We start from the raw sequence: 19,289 nt of genomic DNA on the forward strand, positions 1-19,289 counted from the left end.
AAAAACCCGCTTGCTTAAGCGGGTTTTTTAGTAGAAGCCTTGGTTACGGAAGGGGTTCTAAATCTTCACCTTCTTTTTCAACCTCTGGTGGCATCAAGTCTTCCTTACTGATCCCCAGCGACAAGGCGACAGAGCTAGCAATGTAAATGGACGAATAAGTACCAATAATCACACCAAACAATAGCGCTGTAGCAAACCCGTGGATCAAAGCACCGCCTTTAAAAAACAATGCCAATAGCACTAGAATAGTGGTTAAAGACGTTATGATCGTTCTATTCATAGTTTGTGTAAGCGACTCGTTAATAATATCAATCGGCTCACCTTTGCGCATCTTCCTGAAGTTTTCACGGATGCGGTCTGAAACCACAATGGTGTCGTTCAGTGAGTATCCAATTACCGCTAACACTGCTGCAAGTACCGTTAGGTCAAACTCTAGCTGTAAAATTGAAAACAGGCCGAGTGTGAGTATCACGTCATGGACTAGAGCGGCAACTGACCCCAATGCAAATCGCCACTCAAATCTCATCGCCACGTATATCAGAATACAGATCAGGGCTACCAGCATAGCCAGCCCGCCTTGCTCTGTAAGTTCATCACCCACATTGGGCCCGACAAACTCAATTCTGCGCATATCAACCGCAGTACCGTCAGATCGCAGCGCAGCGATAACCTGATCACCAATATCAACGGCTTTCACCCCTTCTCTGGGCGCGATACGAATCAAAACATCTTGGCTACTACCAAAATTTTGCACAATAGCATCGCCAAAATTCGCTTGGGTAAGTAATGACCGAATAGACTCTAGGTTGGCAGCTTCTTCATAGCCCACTTCAATCAGGGTCCCACCGGTAAAGTCCAGCCCCCAATTGAGCTTGTTTACTGCCAGTGAAGCCAAAGAAGCTAAAATAAGCAATGTCGACACTATCATTGCGGGCATGCGCAATTTCATAAAGCCGACAGTAGAGGTTAATTTCAATAGTTGCATGTCTGTAACCCCTTAAATTGCCAGTTTTTCAACACGACGACCACCCCAGACCGCATTAACAAGAACACGGGTAAACAGGATAGCGGTGAACATGGATGTACAAATACCAATCATCAACGTAATTGAGAAGCCTTTAATTGGCCCGGTACCTACTGCAAACAGGATCATGCCTGCGATAAAGGTAGTAATATTGGCATCAAGGATAGTGCTAAAAGCACTGTCATAGCCATGATGAATGGCCTGTTGAGGGCTTCTTCCGTCCCTCAGTTCCTCGCGTATACGCTCGAATATCAGCACATTTGCATCTACTGCCATACCGACCGTAAGGACAATACCTGCCATCCCCGGAAGCGATAAGGCTGCGCCAGGGATCATGGACATAATGCCGACTATCATGACCAGGTTAACTAACAAAGCTACATTAGCTACCACACCAAACGCTTTGTAATAGATAAGCATAAAGACCAGTACGGCGGCCAAGCCCCACATGATGGCTTGCATACCTAAATCAATATTTTCCTGTCCCAGACTCGGCCCAACAGTCCGTTCTTCAACAATCTGTATAGGGGCAATAAGGGCACCTGCGCGAAGAAGCAGCGCTAAGTCTCGTGCTTCTTTTGGTGAGTCCAAACCTGTGATACGGAATTGACTACCCAACTGCGCCTGAATGGTGGCAACACTAATCACCTCTTCATGCTTCTCAAAAACAAGTTTGTCGTTTTCGTCACGCTCATCGGTGGCTTTGTACTCAATAAATACCGTTGCCATAGGGCGTCCAATATTGCCACGTGTTGCACGTGACATCTTGTTTCCGCCTTCCGAATCCAACGAAATGTTAACCTGAGAAATACCGTACTCATCTACGCCACTATTGGCATCAATAATGTGGTTACCCGTAAGCATGATGCGCTTCTCAAGCAATTGCGGAACACCCTGCTGATCTTCAACAATTTGTGAACCTGCAGGCACACGCCCATTCAGTGCATCGCGAATATCATTTGTCTGGTCCAACATCCTAAACTCAAGAGTCGCCGTAGCATTGAGGATTTCTTTGGCTCTTGCCGTATCCTGAATACCCGGAAGCTGAACCACAATGCGTTCAGCACCCTGCTTTTGCACAAGCGGCTCAGCAACACCAAGCTGATTAACACGGTTGCGAATAATGGTAATGTTTTGTTTAACCGCGTAGTCGCGAATTTCTGCCAAACGCGCCTCAGAAAAAGACGCCCTAAGCACCAATCCATCACGCTCAGTGAAGGTTAAATCTCTGTTGCGATTTCGAAGAAAGAACTCTGCGCTATCAAGCGTTTCCTCATCGCGAAAAACGATGTCTACATGTTCTTCGACTTGTCTGACCGTGCGATATCGCAAGCCTTCTTCTCTAAGTGCTGTGCGGAAATCACCCACGGCGTCCTCTAACGCCTTATTTATGGCCTCATTCATATCCACTTCCATGAGGAAGTGAACACCGCCACGAAGATCTAAGCCTAGCTTCATAGGCGTGCCGCCAATCTCTTCTAACCACGCTGGTGTATCCGGCGCTAAATTCATGGCAACGAAGAAATCATCGCCTAGCTGCTTTTCAAGCAGCTCTCGCGCTTTTAATTGCGTATCTGAATCAGAAACGCGAACGAGTATTTGATCATTTTCAAACTCTAATCGTTTGATAGCGATGTCATTCGCTTTCAATGTAGTTTCAACTTCTGCGACTGTGCTTTGAGTGACTTGTGCGTCACGACCTGCAGAAATTTGTACGGCATGATCCTCACCATAAATGTTGGGCAATGCGTATAATGCACACATTGCCACAACAAAAACCGTGATGAGAACCTTCCAAATAGAAGTCTGGTTTAACACAGTGTGTTCCTTACAGAGATTTCATGGTGCCTTTTGGCAATACAGCAGTCACCGAGGACTTTTGAACGACAATATTGTTACTTTCGTTCAGAGATACTTCAATAAAGTCTTTGTCGTCGCTCACCTTAGTGATTTTTCCAACCAACCCACCTTGGGTTAATACCTCATCGCCCTTGCTCAAAGAAGAAACCAAATTTTTGTGCTCCTTTACTCGCTTTGCCTGAGGCCGATAAAGAAGAAAGTAAAAGATTAAACCAAAAACAGCCAACATAATGAGCATTTCAAGCCCGCCACCTTGTTGACCACCCGCTGTTTGCGCATAAGCATTAGAAATAAAAAAATCCATGGTATTCCCCGAATCTCGTTTTAATTATGATAGTGCCGGAACCGGCATATTTTTGTTGGCGTAGAACTCTTCAACAAATGCATCGAGCTCACCTTTATCAATAGCGTCACGTAACCCTTCCATCACACGTTGGTAATAGCGCAGGTTATGAATGGTATTCAAACGTGCCCCTAATATTTCATTGCACTTGTCCAAATGGTGTAGATATGACCTAGAATAATTTTTACAAGTGTAACAGTCGCAATTTTCATCTAACGGTCGCGTATCTGTTTTGTGTTTGGCATTGCGGATTTTAACGACACCTTCTGTGACGAATAAATGACCGTTTCTCGCATTGCGTGTTGGCATAACACAATCAAACATATCTATGCCGCGACGCACTGCCTCGACAATATCTTCGGGCTTTCCAACTCCCATCAGATAGCGCGGTTTATTTTCTGGAATTTTTGGCGCCGTATGTTCAATAATGCGGATCATGTCTTCTTTCGGTTCACCTACAGACAATCCACCTATGGCATAACCGTCAAATTCTATGTCTTCTAGGCCAGCCAGTGAAACATCACGCAGGTTCTCATACATACCGCCCTGAATAATCCCAAACAAAGCCGCAGGGTTGTCACCGTGTGCGTCTTTACTGCGCTTGGCCCATCGAAGAGACATTTCCATAGACAGCCTGGCTTCCTGTTCCGTTGCAGGATAAGGCGTACATTCGTCAAATATCATAACAACATCTGAACCTAGGTCTCGCTGCACTTCCATGGATTTCTCTGGTGTGAGCAAGATTTTTTCACCATTGATTGGCGAACGAAAAGTCACACCCTCTTCAGTAATTTTGCGCAAGTCTCCCAGACTAAACACCTGAAAGCCACCGGAGTCAGTAAGTATGGGCTTGTCCCAATGCATGAAATCATGCAGATCGCCGTGCTCGCGAATGATGCCTGTGCCAGGTCTAAGCATCAAATGAAAGGTATTTCCCAAACAAATGTGCGCACCGGAATCCGCTAACTCTTCAGGCGTCATCCCCTTCACAGTGCCATAAGTGCCCACCGGCATAAATGCGGGCGTTTCTACCACACCTCGGTCAAAGACAAGACGCCCGCGGCGCGCCTTTCCATCAGTTTTGTCTAGTTCAAATTGCATATAATTCAAAACGCTATGGTGATACGTGAGCCGGTTTACATACTCACATTCACAGTTAATTCAGCTTACTCGTATAAATGGGCACGGAGTATAGCAACTTTTTTCTAGTTAGTGGCTTTTTCCTACGCAGTTTTCCGAGAAATCAGCATACTGTCTCCGTAACTGAAGAAGCGGTACTCTTCAGCAATGGCTTGCTGATAGGCCTGCATCACGTTGTCATAACCGCCAAAAGCACTAATAAGCATCATTAGGGTGCTCTCAGGCAAATGGAAGTTTGTGAACATAGCGTCAACAACTTTGAATTCGAACCCCGGATAAATAAAGATATCTGTGTCGTCACAGTAAGGGGCGATTAATTGATCTCCGGCGACTTTGGCTGCCGTCTCCAACGAGCGAACCGAGGTCGTTCCCACTGCAATCACCCGCTTTCCGGCCGCTTTTGTTGCGACAATTTTGTCTACGACATCTTGCGGAACATCAGCGAATTCTGCATGCATTTTATGCGTTGTTATGTCGTCAACCCGCACAGGCTGAAACGTGCCAGCGCCCACGTGCAGCGTTAAAAAAGCTTGTTGAATACCTTTTTCCTCAAGCTTTTTTAGTATATCTTTGTCAAAATGCAGTCCGGCTGTGGGCGCAGCAACTGCACCTGGTTCTTTACTGTATACCGTTTGATATCGGTCTTTGTCAGCATCTTCGTCTGGTCTGTCAATATAGGGAGGAAGCGGCATATGCCCATAGTTTTCGAGAAGACTTAATACTGAGTCTTTCTCTTCGAATGTAAGCTCAAATAAAGCATCTCTCCTACCCGTCACTTTAACATTGACGGTGCCTTCAAGAATAAGATGTGTACCAGCCTTTGGTGCTTTGCTAGCTCTCACATGCGCAACGCACTCGTGTGTTCCGGTGATGCGCTCAACAAGCACCTCAACGTTCCCGCCAGTTTCTTTTTTTCCTAACATTCTGGCAGGAATAACTTTTGTATTATTGAACACTAAAAGGTCACCTTCTTGTAAAAGGTCTATGCAATCAGTAAAGGCCTTGTGCTCAACTTTTCCCGTATTCCCATCCAAAGTGAGTAACCGACTGGCTGTTCGTTGGGCGGTTGGATATTTAGCAATTAAATGTTCGGGTAAATCAAAATGAAAATCTGACAATTTCATGATTAAAAGTTGGCCTGCATTAAAAGATTGGTATTAAAAAAAATACGCTAGACGCGTTTTTGATACGTTAAAAGCTTGGTGCGTGGTCATTTTACTTCTATTCTCGGAGAAACTGAATATTTGCCCTCCCGGCACTTATCGCTCTATTTGCGCTCATTTATTGGGCGCATTTTTTTTTACATCCTCGGTTATGCCTTTTACCCGCACCATATCCAACGCTTGTGATTCGAGACATAATAATATCTGAACGAACAAATCGGCGCCAAGAATGCCTTTATTTATCTTGTTGCGCAAATTATCTGCTGATTGTTGAATGCCCAGTGTTTTTAGACGATCACTGAGATCCTGATATTTGACGCCTCTGGCAGACATTTCTGATTTAATAATTCTTGAAACCGTTTCTCGCCACATCTAAAAATCCTACACATTTGGGTATTATAATTTACAAAAACATATTTTTTTACACATTCGGATTGTATTTATTATTGACGTATTTATCTCTTACGTCTAGGCTGATCTTGAAAATTAGTCATAATTCCATTGCATGCTGGTACCAGAAGGGTAATGTTAAGTTTTCATACAGGTATCACATCAACACGGTGAAGGAGATAAAAATGGCGTGGGAATTAGCACAGCTGGAAGACTTGTTAAAAAACAAAGACGATTACGTAGTAACGCATGAAGGCGATTGTTTGCTGATTGCAAACAGTGATGGGCTGGATGCATGGCTAGCCGTAAGCGGTGAACAGATAGTGGTTGAAAGTGTGTTGTTTAGTGCAGCACAGGTGAAAGACAAAGGCGCGTTAAATCACGACATTTTGTCTACACACATGTTGTTTCCGTTAACAACTGTAGGAATTTCGACTATCGACAACGAAGAATATTATGTTGCTTTCGGTGCGCTTAGCTCGCAATCAAAGGCAGAGAGTATTGAAATTGAAATTGCCAGCTTATTTCAAAATGTCGCGGCGTTTTTAGACGCTTACGAAGGTCATTTACACGCATTGAGTGAATAGAGGAGACGGATATGTCTGTATGGAAAAAATTAATTACTGCAGTTAAAGGTGGTGCCACTGAAGCAGCACAAGCTGTTGCTGACGGGCAAGCTATTCGCATTCTTGAACAGGAAATTCGAGAAGCAAAAGAAGAGCTTCGCAAGTCGGATCACGCACGCACGCAAATTTTGGCCAAATGTAAATTGTCACAGCAGAAAATTGACGGCTTTGATCAGTCTATTGCTGAATATGAGGCGCACGCTCGCAAAGCAGCCGACTCAGATAGACAATTGGCGCTTGATTGCGCACAGAAGGTGGCAGACTTGAGAGCTCAGCGTGATAGCGAACAGACTTACCTTGATCAGTTTCGCACGTCAGAGAAGCAATTGGCAGCCAATATTGACCAGGCAAAGGCTAATTTACGTCGCTTGGAGCAACAGGTTGATATGGTTAAGGCAACAGAAACCGTTCAAAAGGCTCAGGTTTCCGTTTCGTCGCGCCACATGGGTGCAAACAGCAAGATGAAAACTGCTACTGAATCTCTGTCGCGAATTCAGGAACGTCAAAAGTTGAAAGGGGCAGAACTGGAAGCCGCCGAGGAGTTAGCCCAGGCTGAGTCGACAGACGATTTAGAATCGCGTCTGGCAGCAGCGGGGATAAAGGGTGGCCAGGCATCTGCCGATGATGAACTTAGCCGTATCCTTGGAAAATAGTAAGTACTTGAATGCATTGGGGGTAGTCTGACATGATATCCCCAATGTTTACTCTGTAGGGATGCAAAATGGCACCTTGGATTAAAGTTCGCAAAGTCATGCTGCGTTACTTCGCCAACTCTAACTGGTCGACCATTTTTATACTCACGCTCTTGTATGGGCTTGTGGCATTTGCGTTATTAGATTGGGCCGGAGAAGAAGACATTGTTGCTGACGGCAATTTTGTCTACTGGCTTACCGTCACTGCCTCAACCGTAGGATACGGTGACTACTCGCCGTCGAGTATTGCCGGAAAATGGATCGTTGCACTTTACGTCATCCCTTTTGGTTTGTCGCTATTCGCCTGGGTTATTGGGAAGATTGCAGCATGGGTTTCACTTCAGTTGAGAAAAGGGTTTAAAGGTATGAAATCACTCCAGGTTTCTGAGCATATCTTAGTGATAGGATGGAACGAGCAGCGCACGATTCAATTGTTAAATTTGTTATTGCGAGAACGGGATACCTCTTACGAACAGCCAGAAATTGTACTATGTGTGAAAGCCGATATTGAAAACCCCATGCCAGGAAAGGTTGAGTTTGTTCGCGTCGAATCCTTCAATAACGATATTGACATGGACAGAGCAAAAGTAGCAGAAGCGAGAACCATTCTTATTGATAATCCGCAGGACGATGTCACCATGACCACCGCGCTGTATTGCGCAAGCCGAAATCCAGATGCACATAAAGTCGCCTATTTTAATGATGATACACTAGTTGGCCTGCTAAGAACCCACTGCCCGAATGTCGAATGCACGCCCAGTGTTGCAGTAGAAATGTTAGCTAAATCAGCTTTTGATCCAGGCTCAAGCATATTACATCACGATTTATTGAATGTAGAAGATGGACAGGCGCAGTACTCAATTACCGTACCCGACGATACAGGCACCATGTCGGTAGAAACGGCTTTTGTGAACTTGAAGCGCCACTACAACGCAATACTCATCAGCATTGCACCACTAGGCAGCTATCGACAAATGAAAGTCAATCCCGCATTCACTGACACTATTCAGCCAGGCGACAAACTATTTTATATTGCTGATGAGCGTGTCAATAATATTCAGTGGCAGCGCATTGCCTCGGAGGCGTAAATGTTTTCAAAACTGTTTGGTAGCAAACCCGCAAAGCCATCAAGACCTGAGTCCCCCCAAATAATGGGACTTTACTTAGGTGGTTCGTTTGAACTAGACGAACTTAAACTCAAACTGATTACTCCTGAGCTCACCATAGAAAAGCCCGCTTCGCATCACCTTATTCAAGCGGTAGGCGAGGCCCATTTGGATTCTGGCGGCAAGATGCTTCGGTTCTACACAGACGATGATGCGTTCTTACAAATCATTCTTGACGGCGGTGATACTGAAAACCATATTACTGATGTAAAGCTCTGGTATTTCTATGATACGCAAACAATTGGTAATGACAGTCAATGGACGCAAGCACTGAACCATACCATTTCCACGCCTACTTATCAGGTTGACGGGAACGAGTTCACACGTGTTTGGAATGCAGTTGGCGAGGTTTCCCCGCCAGTAGCTGTTACGGAAAAGACCTTCGAAGAAGACGGTGATACGAGTGAAACTGACCAATTTATGATGCTTTATGAACGTCCACTTGATGACGACAGAACAGAATCGCTTTTGGTGGTAGGTGAAGAGAAAATTATTGGTAATAACGCCGATAGATGTTTGGTCATCAGTACTGGCTTTGATATTCAGCCTGCTGATATAAGAATAAATGGTTAAGGAAACAATATGGACGCTTTATACGATTCAATCGCCGGGCTCGGCAACTTTGCACTTTACTTCGCTATCTCGGTGGCTTTTTTGTTTGTTTTCAAAGTCGTTTATGCCTTCGTGACGCCGCACGACGAATGGAAGCTGGTTAAAGAAGATAAAAATACCGCGGCTGCCATTGGGTTTGGCGGTGCATTAATTGGTTTTGCCATCGCGCTGTCTGGTGCCGCAGCGAATTCTGTCAGTCTCGTCGATTTTGCAATATGGGGTGGCGTTGCCATTATTGCTCAGTCTCTGGCATTTGCACTTTTGAGATTTACCTTTATGCCAAAAATCGCAGAACGCATTAACAACAACGAAGTATCTGCTGGCACCATGCTGGCCGCTATGTCAGTGTCAGTGGGCCTGCTTAACGCGGCTTGTATGACCTACTAAGGGGGCGATCATGGACGCAACAAATCAAAAGCGTACACGAGGAATAGACCTTTCAAAAATGCGCAAGTCCTTCGCCCTAAAACCACTGATTGTAGGGATGTCCGGAGTGATGCTAAGTGCTTGTGCTGACAATAGAACCGAAGCAAACATTTACACCTCTGTAGAAGACTGTATTGACGATTACCCCTCTGCAGCGGACTTGTGTCGATCTGCTTATCAAGATGCCTTAACTGAAGCAGCAAGGACGGGGCCGCGGTTCTCTACAGAATATGATTGTGAGTATGAGTTTGGCCCAAATCAGTGTCGTCAGCTCGACACAGGCGGCGTTTTTATTCCTTTTATGGCGGGCTATATGGTGAGTAACCTGCTCTCACCAAAACGTTATTATACCCAGCCCATGTACACCTCTTATTCAAGACACAGTCCTTTCCGCTCCAGATGGATAATGGCCGATGGTTACGTATTTGACGGCGACATTCGCAAACGTAAATACAAAGTTAGAGAGGATATCTATAAACCAAAGCCAACCGTAAATCGCACGATGAAACGAGGCGGTTTTGGCAGCAGTGTAAGGGCTAAATCCTCTTGGGGCAGCAGCTCTCGAAAAGGCAGTTGGGGAGGGTAATGCTTCGCGTTCCCCACCCTCCGCGAGCGCACTGGAAAAAGTTAGCACAAGAATATGGCTTTCATTTTCATACCATGTACGGCGAGCCTTATTGGGATGAAAGTGCTTATTATCAGTTCTCTCTCAAACAAGTAGAACAGGATATAGAGGACCCTACCGCCGAACTTCATCAGATGTGTCTGGCAGCGGTAGACTTTGTGCTCGACAATGAGTCTGTTCTGCGCCATTTTGCAATCCCTGCCACGGCGTGGGATGCTGTTCGCGACTCCTGGCAGCATCGCGATCCGAGTCTTTACTCGAGACTTGACTTTGTCTATGACGGCAAGTCACCCGCTAAGTTGCTCGAAAACAATGCAGATACACCAACATCTCTCTATGAGTCTGGTTTTTGGCAGTGGTTATGGCTAGAGCAAGAAGTGGACGCTGGAAATATTCCTAAGGCAGCTGATCAATTCAACTCATTACAGGAAAAGCTCGTCGCGCGCTTTAAAGAAATTGCCTATATTAACCAGATTGACCAATTACATTTTGCCTGTTGTAAAGACACAAAAGAAGACAGGGGGACGGTGCAGTACCTACAGGATTGTGCACGAGAAGCAGGCATTGAAAACCACTTCGTCTACATAGAAGACATAGGTATTGCCGACACGGACGTGTTTACTGACTTAGCTGACAGGCCCATTGTTGACTGTTTTAAGCTCTATCCCTGGGAGTTCATGTTACGCGAAGAATTTGCTGAACCGCTCCTTGAACAAACTCTTGGCTGGATAGAACCGATTTGGAAAGCTATTCTCTCGAATAAGGCCCTACTTCCGGTACTGTGGAAGCTCTTCCCCGACCATCCCAACTTACTGCCTGCCTATTTTGAAGATGAGCTATCCTCCGGTTTGTCTGGTAAGTGGATAAAAAAGCCTTTGCTTTCCAGGGAAGGCGCTAATATTAGTCTTATTGACCTGCCGACTGGTCACACGCAAATGCTATCAGAAGGTCCATACGGGGAAGAGGGGTTTATCTATCAGCAATTCGCTCCGGTTCCACAATTTGGTGATAATCACACCCTTATCGGTAGTTGGTTAGTAGATGACCAACCTGCCGGTATGTCGATTCGTGAGGACAAGCAAACCGTGACTCAGGATATGAGCCGATTTTTACCCCATATCATTTTAGACTGACTCTTTGGCAGGAACGCAGTGTTTTCTAAATTACAGCCTTTTTTGCTTTTTTTAGCTTCGTTCATTGCACTGGAGCTGGTCAATATACTGTTAGGACGAGGTCTTAACCATTTTGGTCTTATTCCCCGTTCTGTCTCACATTTATACGGGATTTTCACCGCCCCCTGGCTACATGCCAGTATCGGTCATCTGCTTGCCAACCTTTCTGCGTTGGCTGTGTTAGGGGTCATTGTTTGGCAGTGGGGGCAAAAGCGTTTTTGGAAAATCACCTTGTTTATCATCGTCACCAGCGGACTGTTAGTCTGGATCTTTGCCCGCCCTGCTTTCCACATTGGCGCCAGCGGTCTGGTTTATGGATACTTCGGGTTCTGCTTAATTGGAGGCTGGTTAAGCCGGCGACCTTTGCTCATAATTCTGTCCTTGTGTGTCGCTGTTGTGTATGGCTCTATGATGTGGGGCGTGTTACCCATTCGTGCAGGTGTCTCTTTCGAGTTTCATTTAGCCGGATTCTTCATGGGGTTAGTCGCAGCAAGACTGTGGGCTAAGGGACAACAGAAAAAACTTTTCGTATAATCAACCAGCTTATTATAAAACCGTAAAATGGTACGTTTAATAAATGACTGAAACAAAAACAGAACAGCAACAACGACCGGGCTTTTTCGGCAACTTAATCTTTAATATTGCTATCCCGGTGGCCATTATGAGTTACGGTAGCTCGGAAGCGTATTTAGGGCCAGCCTGGAGCGTAGTTGTCGCCCTGGCCTTTCCCCTCTGCTATGGCCTGTGGGATTTAAAACAGTCTGGAAAAGTAAACGCATTTTCTATTCTGGGGATTTTAAGCGTATTGCTCACGGGTGGGATCAGTTTGCTAAAACTTCCTGCAGAGTATATGGCAATTAAAGAGGCTGCCATTCCCGGTGTAATTGGGCTTGCTGTGCTGATCACACAATATACCAATAAACCCTTGGTCAAGGTTCTTATCCTAAATGACCAACTTATTAATTGGGCCAATTTGAATAAGGCGCTTGATGAACAAAACGCACAAGAGGGCTTTTCTAAAGTTCTAGCGTTAAGTTCATACGTTGTCGCCGGTTCGTTTTTCTTGTCTTCCGCACTTAATTACATCTTAGCCAAAATGATTTTGGTCAGTGAGCCAGGCACAACCGCCTATACCGAAGAATTAGGCAGAATGACGGCTTTGAGTTACCCCGTCATTGTTATACCCAGCACAATCTTACTGGTTGGTGCTTTGTGGTATGTGTTTTCGCAAATACAAAAACTTACCGGCGAAGATATTGACAAGTTTGTAAACCAGTAGCCATTCTTTTTACGTAAATATTTCTTAAGTAGACAGTACAGAGGCACAGTACACATTATGCTCAGGGTAGAAAGAGTCAGTAAGCAGTTTGACCATTCGCCCACGCCTCTGTTTTCCGACATTAATTTGTCCCTCGGCAAAGGACAGTCGTTGGCCATAATGGGTGCTTCGGGCTCGGGTAAATCAACGTTACTCAATATGATTGCCGGTTTAAGCACCTGCAGCAGCGGTCGTATTTTTCTTGCCGACCAAACTATCTCCATCATGTCAGAGGACAAACGGGACAGTTTTCGGGCAGAGCACATAGGCATGGTTTTTCAGCAATTTAATCTGATCGATTGCTTATGTGTTGAGGACAATATTTTACTTCCTGCGCGCTACTTGGGTATCCCGCCTAGGCGCAGTGTTGATGAACTTCTAGCGGCCTTGGGCATTACAACGCTCAAAAGGGCGTCAATCGACAAACTGTCTGGGGGTGAGCAGCAACGCGTAGCCATTGCCAGAGCCCTTATTCATAGTCCATCGTTGATATTAGCTGACGAGCCCACGGGTAATCTGGATGAAAATACCAGTAATAAAGTGGCTGATTTACTGTTTGCACTTGCCAAAGAAACATCAGCCAGTTTACTGGTTGTTACGCACGCGCCGGACGTTGCTAAGCTCGCTGATGAAACGCGGATGATTTACCAGGGTTCACTGCAACCAATATGAAACCCTATTTTGTTATCCTTCAGCTGTTTTTTCTGCACGCTAAAAAGCACTGGATTTATATAGCACTGGTATTTTTTGCGCTTATCACCGCTGGAGCAGGTTTAAGCAGCGTCTTGGTCATTAATCAGGCCGCTTTATCTTCCCTAGAGCCAGTAACTAGCGGCCCAAGTTATGCCATCACGTCGAGGTCAAACCAGCCAATAACACTGGATGACTACGGCGAACTGCGCAAACAGGGCGTGATAGACAGTATTGCCGTTACTATGCAAACCCTCGATAAAAAAGGGCAACTGTTCCGAATATGGGGCATCGATATTTACCCCCTGCTAAACAGCCGATTTAGAAACACTATTGTCGATAATAGCGCGCCAACAGCTGCACTACCGCCAATTGGCTTTGGCAGTATTTCTAAACCTGCCGCCGCTCTGCTCAACATAAAAGACGGAGACAGCGCCGATTTAGGTGCAGAAATAAACACCCCTCCTCTGATCGTTGGAGATGTGCCTCTGCCCCAACTAACAGCCAATTCACCTTATGCTATTGCGCTGCCTTTGAGAGACTTTTTTGCGCTTTTTCCACAAAGCGACAATCAAGAGGTCAATGCCATTTACCTGCTTATGCCACGTTCATCAGATGAGCTCTCGGCCCTTACTGATATGCTTCCCAAACACTTATCACTACAAAAAGTGATACAAGCTAATGACTCTGTAGAAATGGGTAAGAGCTTTTCTTTTCACTTAGTGGCTATGGGCGGGCTTATGGTGCTAGTTTGTCTGTTTATTGTTACCAACGCCTTGTCCATGCTATTGGCTTACCGTCACACAACAATCTCCCACTTACACAAACTAGGCATAACAAAAAAAGCCATTACTGTAGGCCTGATAACTGAACTCGGTTTTTATTGTCTTGTAGGGAGTCTACTGGGTGTACTTTTGGGATTTTGGGCAATTACGCAGTTTGATACGGGTATTACCGCAACCCTGTCCAACCTTTTACGATCCCCTTTTTCTATAGACTCAGTTTCATTTATTTCTGTAGCCTTACTCTGTGTTTTGCTCTGCGTAATTGGTGTCGCCATCGCCACTTTCATACCATTAAAACAAGCGCTTAAAACAGAGCTTGTTCAGACAAACAATACTCTGTCATGGCACACTACTGCACTGACAGCACTTACTACTGGTATTGTCGGTTACCTACTTTTCAGCTTTCAAACTAAACTAGCTGATCTCACCGCCATTGGACTCGTTATTCTTGCTGGCTGTATAGTCATGACTACCCTAGTACCCACTTGCTTCCGCCTATTCGCACATCTGGTCAACAAAAAGAACGCCTTACTTCATTGGTCTTTAAAAAGTGGAGAAGCACTTTCCAGCCGATGCAAACTGGCTGCCAGTGCCTATTTTATTTCACTGGTTTGTATCATCGGCCTTACTGGTATGGTAGACAGCTTCAGAACTGCGACCAATGATTGGTTAAGCAAACGCCTCGTAGCCCCTGCCTACGTATACACCGACCAGCCTGAAAACGTGCCCGTTGATGACAGCGTTAACTTGATTTACCGTAGAATCAAACCCGCGCTACTCAATCAAACGCCAATAAACTTAAGTGATTACCCACTTACACCGCAGTATAGAGAGGGTTTGACGTTCCACAAAAGTGCTACTGAGCCGTGGAAGCGTTTTGAAACAGGTGAAGCTCTGTTTATCAATCAGCAGTTCGCTTATCGGAACAACGTTTACGTTGGCGATAGCGTTGAGTTGGTAATTGAGAACCTGACCCACACGCTATCTGTTATGGGTATCTACTACGATTACGGTAACCCTAATGGTAATGGCTTGGTCGCACCTCAATTACTGGCAGGTACAGGCAAATTAGACAATGTTGTAGCCGTGATGTCTGACACAGGTAAATGGCAGGATTACCAACACTTACTGGTATCTGTTTTACCTAATGCTTCTTTTCTCACTAAGTCAGGCTTACTCTCGCTATCGATGGGAATTTTTGACCGAACCTTTATACTCACAGACGGCCTGACTGTAGTCGCGCTAATTATTTCCGCACTCTCTTTTGCCATTACCATAGCCTTGTTAAGTAGGCATCTGAGTGGACATATTCGCATACTAAGTGCGTTAGGCATTCAGTTTAGGGTAATACAAGGTGCTGTTTTCACTCAGTTTGCGCTCATTTGTTTGCTTGTTACACTACTGGCAATACCGGCGGGTTTAGTGCTTTCCCATGTTCTAATCAGCATCGTGAACGTTAATGCCTTTGGCTGGACCTACCCGCTAAACATTAAACCGTCAGCGATTGGGTTTATCGCGTTAAGTGGTTTTATTGGTATGCTGGTAGTCTGCTGGCTTTCGCTCTATCGCGCTTCTGCGCGTCGTCTGCCCAGTGGCTTTGCAGGTTTATTTTTACTGTGTGCTGGGTTGATAAGCGGTTGTAGCCCCGCGCCTAAGCAAACATCAATTTTTGCTAACGTTTCATCTCCACAGAGTCATTATCAATACGAACACGTGGATAGACTTACGGGCGTAAAACTGCCTGCTGATCATGCTCCTCACCCTGAATATCAGCTTGAGTGGTGGTATTTAACCATAGTATTGCGCGATGAGACGCAGCGTCCCTACCCATTTCAATACACATTGTTTCGTTTCAACCGCCAAGGAGAGCAAACTTATATGGCGCACGCCTCCTTGCACACCCCTGAAGAGCACTTTTTCGAAGAACGATTTGCCGAACCAACCATGCCATATTTGCAGGTTAACTCATCTCCTTTTTCACTCCAACTGGACAATTGGCTATGGCAGGGGCAAACAGCTTCTCCCTTCCCAGCAAACTTGAGCGTGGACTTCTGGCAAGGTCCGGAATTAGATATTGAGATTGCAAACAATGGGCCTGTAGTGACTCACGGTGATCAAGGTATAAGTACTAAGTCAGCCAACGGTGCGCATGTTTCCTATTACTACAGCTACCCATTTCTATCTGCCAAAGCAAAGGCTATCATTAATGGTGAAACAAAAACGCTGAAAGGTAACGCATGGTATGACCACGAATGGACTTCACAGTTGGTTGATGAAACCGTGCTTGGATGGGATTGGTTTTCTCTGCACTTAGATTCTGGGGACAAAATTATGGTGTTCAGGTTGAGAATAGAAAACAAACCAGACTTCTATACCGGCACCTATATAAGTGCTTCCGGACAAGCAGAAAAACTCGCGCAAAACGTATTTTCTTTATCACCGACAAAAAATGATGACGTGCCGCTTGACTGGGTGTTGTCAATACCCGAAAAATCAGTGTCAGTACAAATAACACCGTTTAAGCGGTCGCAATGGAATTGTGGCACATTCGTCTATTACGAAGGTGGAGTAAATGTTCAGGGAAGCCACAGTGGTGAGGGCTTTATGGAGCTCACCGGTTATGGCAAACCTGAACATCAGTGTTAATCTTGCTTAGCAGCGCCAGTCGGTTTTAAAGTCGCACACGTCATTTTCTTGCTCACCATCAGATTCAGAACTATCAGTTTGATCACTTAGCGACATATTTGACTGCTTGGGATTCGTCATTAGTGCGAACAGCTTTTTGGCAATATCGGTGTTGTCCATATGCCCAAGGAAAGACGCGCGGCCAGGCCCCATAGCAAACACCTCAACGTCAACGCCAGTGTGTCCTGACGTAGTCCAGCCAGTGTTCGTGCGCTCATCCAAAATCTTAGTCACCCCTTTGTGGCGTGCTCTAACGTCCTCTTCGGTGACCAAAGCCACAATCGCTTCCGCCTCAGTTTCATTGAGTCTAAAACCAAGCGTCTCACTCACATATTCAACTGGGTTCTCTTCCAGAGGAAACTGCTGTGCAACAGTAACTGCCGATGCATTCATCGCTTTTAGCCAGAGCGGTTCCCACCGATAATCGCCGCCTGCGCCTATCGTTAAGCCGCCAGTACTGTGATCAGCAGTCAGTACGACTAATGTATCTGGGTTTTCTTCTACATAATCTTGTAAAAAAGCCATTGTCATCGCTAAATCATGCATTTCAGCCATCGCACTGGCCACATCATTGGCATGCCCGGCCCAGTCCACCTGACTTGCTTCAACCAAAAGAAAAAATCCATTTTCATTTTCTAAATGTCTAATTGCTTGTTTGGTCAAAAACGCCAGACGATTCTCTCTTCTGTCATCCAAGGCCCACGGAAGACCTACAGGTGCAAATAATCCCAACACGTTCTGACCTGACGGATAAGTCGCCAGTTTGTTGTAATCATCGGAGTATTGATAGCCTGCGTCGATAAACTGCGCCACCAGGTCTCTGTCTTCACGAATAAAATAATCAGTCCCGCCGCCTAACATAACATCGGCAACAAACTGTCCTTCTATACGATCATCAAAAAACCTGTCGGCAATCGCATCATAATTGCGGCGGCTCTCGTTATGGGTAACGTAAGAGGCAGGTGTAGCATGCACAATTTGTGAGGTTACCGCCAGGCCCGTTCTTAATCCGCGTCGTTTGGCCTCGCGCAAAACAGTATTGACGGGCTGCTTATCTTTATCAACGCCAATAGCGCCGTTGTAGGTTTTAATGCCCGCAGCAAGCGCTGTCGCACCAGCAGCCGAATCAGTCACCAAGCCAGATACGTTGGCCGGATAGGTTGATGCTCTGCCTGTGATTAATTGGTCAAAAACCGTTGTTTCCACTTCAGGTGTACTTGGGTCGTCCTGGTAGTAACGGTAGGCCGAGGTGTATGCCGGCCCCATGCCATCAGCAACAACCATAATAATATTTTTGGGTTTAGTCTCTGCAACTACCGAAGTACTCAAACAAAGTGTGCTCAAACAAACGATGGCAGATAGATTTCTAAAAAGGGTACGCGACAACATGCACACTTCCTTGATGGTTATTTTTAAACTATTTACGCTGCATAAGACCCTAGTTTACCAACAAAGTTGTGTTCATCCAGCCTCTTTTTAATCGTTTGTGAGGATTTGGCCCATTCGCTCCTGTACTACTTCAACTAATCCGTCTGGTTGAAATTTTGAGATGAAACGGTCACACCCGACCTTTTCCACCATGGCCTGATTGAAACTGCCACTTAATGATGTGTTTAGCGCGATAAAAAGCTCGTTCATTCGAGGATCGCCACGCACCTCAGCCGTCAACCGATACCCGTCCATCTCCGGCATTTCTGCATCTGTGAACATCATAAGGATTTTGTCGTAGATGTTTTCTCCTGAATCAGCCCAGCTTTGCAATAAACGCAAAGCTTGTAAGCCATTTGAACATTCAATGAACGATAGACCTAACTGAGAGAGTGTATCTTTAATCTGCTTTCTGGCCGTTGAGGAGTCATCGACGATCAATACCGTCTTCCCATTTAAATGGGGAACAATATCCTGATCTAACACAGCTTCAGAGATACGCACATCGTAATCGATAATCTCAGCTAGTACTTTTTCAACGTCTATAATTTCAACCAGCTCACGCTTACCTTGGATATCAAGCTGTGTAATGGCAGTGAGGTAATTAGACTTGCCGATTGAGTTAGGTGGTGGCTGAATATCTTTCCATGAGGTATTCACGATACTTAGCACTTCTGCAATTAAAAAGCCCTGAACACTTCGGTTGTACTCGGTGATGATCACATTGCCCTGACCTTCTGCAATATCCGACCTAGTACGAAGCTTGATGGCCTCGTTCAGATTGATAATCGGAATAGATGTACCGCGATACATAGTGACACCGTGCAGGTGCGAGTGAGAGCCTGGCATTGCATTCATTTTTGGCACACCGATGACTTCTTTTACCTTAAAGACATTGATGGCAAAGACATGCCGAGTTCCAAGCCGGAATAACAAAAGTTCAAGCCGGTTCTCCCCGACAAGTTTTGTCCTTTGGTCAACGGAAGCAAGTACGCCGCTCATCTGTCACCCTTCCACATTTGCAAGCTCTCCCTAGTATAGGCCAACTCAAGAAAAAAACGTACGCACTAAATACGCCAGCCAATCATTCATGACATGAATACCAAAAATAAATACCATAGACTTACATTATTTAAAGCAATGA

At 45.4% G+C, this 19,289-nt stretch carries 19 protein-coding genes; 11 read left to right on the forward strand and 8 right to left on the reverse strand.

The features are described from left to right. Positions 1-43: 43 nt before the first annotated feature. From secF to DRW07_RS12780, 6 genes are all read right to left on the reverse strand, one after another. Positions 44-985, reverse strand: a complete 942-nt coding sequence (secF, locus tag DRW07_RS12755; RefSeq protein WP_124028317.1) for a protein translocase subunit SecF — start codon at positions 983-985, stop codon at positions 44-46. Between the two features lie 12 nt (positions 986-997). Then, positions 998-2,842, reverse strand: a complete 1,845-nt coding sequence (secD, locus tag DRW07_RS12760; protein WP_124028318.1) for a protein translocase subunit SecD — start codon at positions 2,840-2,842, stop codon at positions 998-1,000. Between the two features lie 10 nt (positions 2,843-2,852). Then, a complete protein-coding gene (gene yajC / locus DRW07_RS12765) occupies positions 2,853-3,188 on the reverse strand; it encodes a preprotein translocase subunit YajC (RefSeq protein WP_124028319.1) in 336 nt (111 codons plus the stop codon). 24 nt (positions 3,189-3,212) lie between these two features. Beyond that, positions 3,213-4,328 carry a tRNA guanosine(34) transglycosylase Tgt gene (gene tgt / locus DRW07_RS12770; protein ID WP_124028320.1) on the reverse strand — a complete coding sequence of 372 codons (1,116 nt, stop codon included), beginning with the start codon at positions 4,326-4,328 and terminating at the stop codon, positions 3,213-3,215. Between the two features lie 122 nt (positions 4,329-4,450). After that, positions 4,451-5,491 (reverse strand): tRNA preQ1(34) S-adenosylmethionine ribosyltransferase-isomerase QueA, encoded by a 1,041-nt coding sequence (gene queA, locus DRW07_RS12775; protein ID WP_124028321.1) that lies wholly within the window; start codon positions 5,489-5,491, stop codon positions 4,451-4,453. A gap of 153 nt (positions 5,492-5,644) precedes the next feature. Further along, positions 5,645-5,902: a DUF6471 domain-containing protein gene (locus DRW07_RS12780; RefSeq protein ID WP_124028322.1), complete on the reverse strand. Its 258-nt coding sequence runs from the start codon at positions 5,900-5,902 to the stop codon at positions 5,645-5,647. A 203-nt stretch (positions 5,903-6,105) separates the two neighbouring features. On the opposite strand from DRW07_RS12780, the gene DRW07_RS12785 reads away from it, so the two are divergent. The 11 genes from DRW07_RS12785 (at position 6,106) to DRW07_RS12835 (ending at position 16,678) form a co-directional block, all read left to right on the forward strand. Then, entirely contained in the window at positions 6,106-6,507 is a 402-nt protein-coding gene (locus tag DRW07_RS12785) for a DUF2170 family protein (protein ID WP_124028323.1), read from the forward strand. Between the two features lie 11 nt (positions 6,508-6,518). After that, the gene (locus tag DRW07_RS12790) at positions 6,519-7,199 is read left to right on the forward strand and encodes a PspA/IM30 family protein (RefSeq protein WP_124028324.1); all 681 of its coding nucleotides are present in this window, start codon (positions 6,519-6,521) and stop codon (positions 7,197-7,199) included. 68 nt (positions 7,200-7,267) lie between these two features. Further along, positions 7,268-8,326 (forward strand): potassium channel family protein, encoded by a 1,059-nt coding sequence (locus tag DRW07_RS12795; RefSeq protein ID WP_205665398.1) that lies wholly within the window; start codon positions 7,268-7,270, stop codon positions 8,324-8,326. Continuing rightward, entirely contained in the window at positions 8,327-8,977 is a 651-nt protein-coding gene (locus DRW07_RS12800) for a YjfK family protein (protein ID WP_124028325.1), read from the forward strand. 9 nt (positions 8,978-8,986) lie between these two features. Then, entirely contained in the window at positions 8,987-9,403 is a 417-nt protein-coding gene (locus DRW07_RS12805; RefSeq protein ID WP_124028326.1) for a DUF350 domain-containing protein, read from the forward strand. Positions 9,404-9,413: 10 nt separating this feature from the next. Further along, positions 9,414-10,028 (forward strand): DUF1190 domain-containing protein, encoded by a 615-nt coding sequence (locus tag DRW07_RS12810; RefSeq protein WP_124028327.1) that lies wholly within the window; start codon positions 9,414-9,416, stop codon positions 10,026-10,028. Next, complete coding sequence (locus DRW07_RS12815; RefSeq protein ID WP_124028328.1) at positions 10,028-11,200, forward strand: glutathionylspermidine synthase family protein; 1,173 nt, start codon at positions 10,028-10,030, stop codon at positions 11,198-11,200. Before DRW07_RS12810 ends, DRW07_RS12815 begins: the two co-directional genes overlap by 1 nt. Positions 11,201-11,218: 18 nt before the next feature. Continuing rightward, positions 11,219-11,773, forward strand: coding sequence for a rhomboid family intramembrane serine protease (locus DRW07_RS12820; protein WP_124028329.1), 555 nt, complete (start codon positions 11,219-11,221; stop codon positions 11,771-11,773). A gap of 43 nt (positions 11,774-11,816) precedes the next feature. Then, positions 11,817-12,518: a VC0807 family protein gene (locus DRW07_RS12825; protein WP_124028330.1), complete on the forward strand. Its 702-nt coding sequence runs from the start codon at positions 11,817-11,819 to the stop codon at positions 12,516-12,518. Positions 12,519-12,575: 57 nt separating this feature from the next. Then, positions 12,576-13,229, forward strand: a complete 654-nt coding sequence (locus tag DRW07_RS12830; protein ID WP_124028331.1) for an ABC transporter ATP-binding protein — start codon at positions 12,576-12,578, stop codon at positions 13,227-13,229. Continuing rightward, positions 13,226-16,678, forward strand: coding sequence for a lipocalin-like domain-containing protein (locus tag DRW07_RS12835; protein ID WP_124028332.1), 3,453 nt, complete (start codon positions 13,226-13,228; stop codon positions 16,676-16,678). Before DRW07_RS12830 ends, DRW07_RS12835 begins: the two co-directional genes overlap by 4 nt. 6 nt (positions 16,679-16,684) lie before the next feature. Here the strand turns inward: DRW07_RS12835 and DRW07_RS12840 are convergent, their stop codons facing one another. Continuing rightward, a complete protein-coding gene (locus DRW07_RS12840; protein WP_124028333.1) occupies positions 16,685-18,106 on the reverse strand; it encodes an alkaline phosphatase in 1,422 nt (473 codons plus the stop codon). A gap of 87 nt (positions 18,107-18,193) precedes the next feature. Then, complete coding sequence (locus DRW07_RS12845) at positions 18,194-19,147, reverse strand: chemotaxis protein CheV (protein ID WP_124028334.1); 954 nt, start codon at positions 19,145-19,147, stop codon at positions 18,194-18,196. Positions 19,148-19,289: the final 142 nt, after the last annotated feature.

Origin of the sequence: Paralteromonas sediminis (genome assembly GCF_003820355.1) — a bacterium.
Classification (GTDB): domain Bacteria; phylum Pseudomonadota; class Gammaproteobacteria; order Enterobacterales; family Alteromonadaceae; genus Alteromonas_F; species Alteromonas_F sediminis.

Excerpts from the sequence above, each read along its gene's own strand:
- secF (WP_124028317.1), bottom strand. The coding sequence starts at position 985 with ATGCAACTATTGAAATTAACCTCTACTGTCGGCTTTATGAAATTGCGC.
- DRW07_RS12810 (WP_124028327.1), top strand. The coding sequence starts at position 9,414 with ATGGACGCAACAAATCAAAAGCGTACACGAGGAATAGACCTTTCAAAA.
- DRW07_RS12835 (WP_124028332.1), top strand. The coding sequence starts at position 13,226 with ATGAAACCCTATTTTGTTATCCTTCAGCTGTTTTTTCTGCACGCTAAA.
- queA (WP_124028321.1), bottom strand. The coding sequence starts at position 5,491 with ATGAAATTGTCAGATTTTCATTTTGATTTACCCGAACATTTAATTGCT.
- DRW07_RS12805 (WP_124028326.1), top strand. The coding sequence starts at position 8,987 with ATGGACGCTTTATACGATTCAATCGCCGGGCTCGGCAACTTTGCACTT.
- DRW07_RS12800 (WP_124028325.1), top strand. The coding sequence starts at position 8,327 with ATGTTTTCAAAACTGTTTGGTAGCAAACCCGCAAAGCCATCAAGACCT.
- DRW07_RS12815 (WP_124028328.1), top strand. The coding sequence starts at position 10,028 with ATGCTTCGCGTTCCCCACCCTCCGCGAGCGCACTGGAAAAAGTTAGCA.
- DRW07_RS12785 (WP_124028323.1), top strand. The coding sequence starts at position 6,106 with ATGGCGTGGGAATTAGCACAGCTGGAAGACTTGTTAAAAAACAAAGAC.
- tgt (WP_124028320.1), bottom strand. The coding sequence starts at position 4,328 with ATGCAATTTGAACTAGACAAAACTGATGGAAAGGCGCGCCGCGGGCGT.
- DRW07_RS12790 (WP_124028324.1), top strand. The coding sequence starts at position 6,519 with ATGTCTGTATGGAAAAAATTAATTACTGCAGTTAAAGGTGGTGCCACT.
- DRW07_RS12795 (WP_205665398.1), top strand. The coding sequence starts at position 7,268 with ATGGCACCTTGGATTAAAGTTCGCAAAGTCATGCTGCGTTACTTCGCC.
- DRW07_RS12780 (WP_124028322.1), bottom strand. The coding sequence starts at position 5,902 with ATGTGGCGAGAAACGGTTTCAAGAATTATTAAATCAGAAATGTCTGCC.
- DRW07_RS12825 (WP_124028330.1), top strand. The coding sequence starts at position 11,817 with ATGACTGAAACAAAAACAGAACAGCAACAACGACCGGGCTTTTTCGGC.
- yajC (WP_124028319.1), bottom strand. The coding sequence starts at position 3,188 with ATGGATTTTTTTATTTCTAATGCTTATGCGCAAACAGCGGGTGGTCAA.
- DRW07_RS12840 (WP_124028333.1), bottom strand. The coding sequence starts at position 18,106 with ATGTTGTCGCGTACCCTTTTTAGAAATCTATCTGCCATCGTTTGTTTG.
- DRW07_RS12830 (WP_124028331.1), top strand. The coding sequence starts at position 12,576 with ATGCTCAGGGTAGAAAGAGTCAGTAAGCAGTTTGACCATTCGCCCACG.
- DRW07_RS12845 (WP_124028334.1), bottom strand. The coding sequence starts at position 19,147 with ATGAGCGGCGTACTTGCTTCCGTTGACCAAAGGACAAAACTTGTCGGG.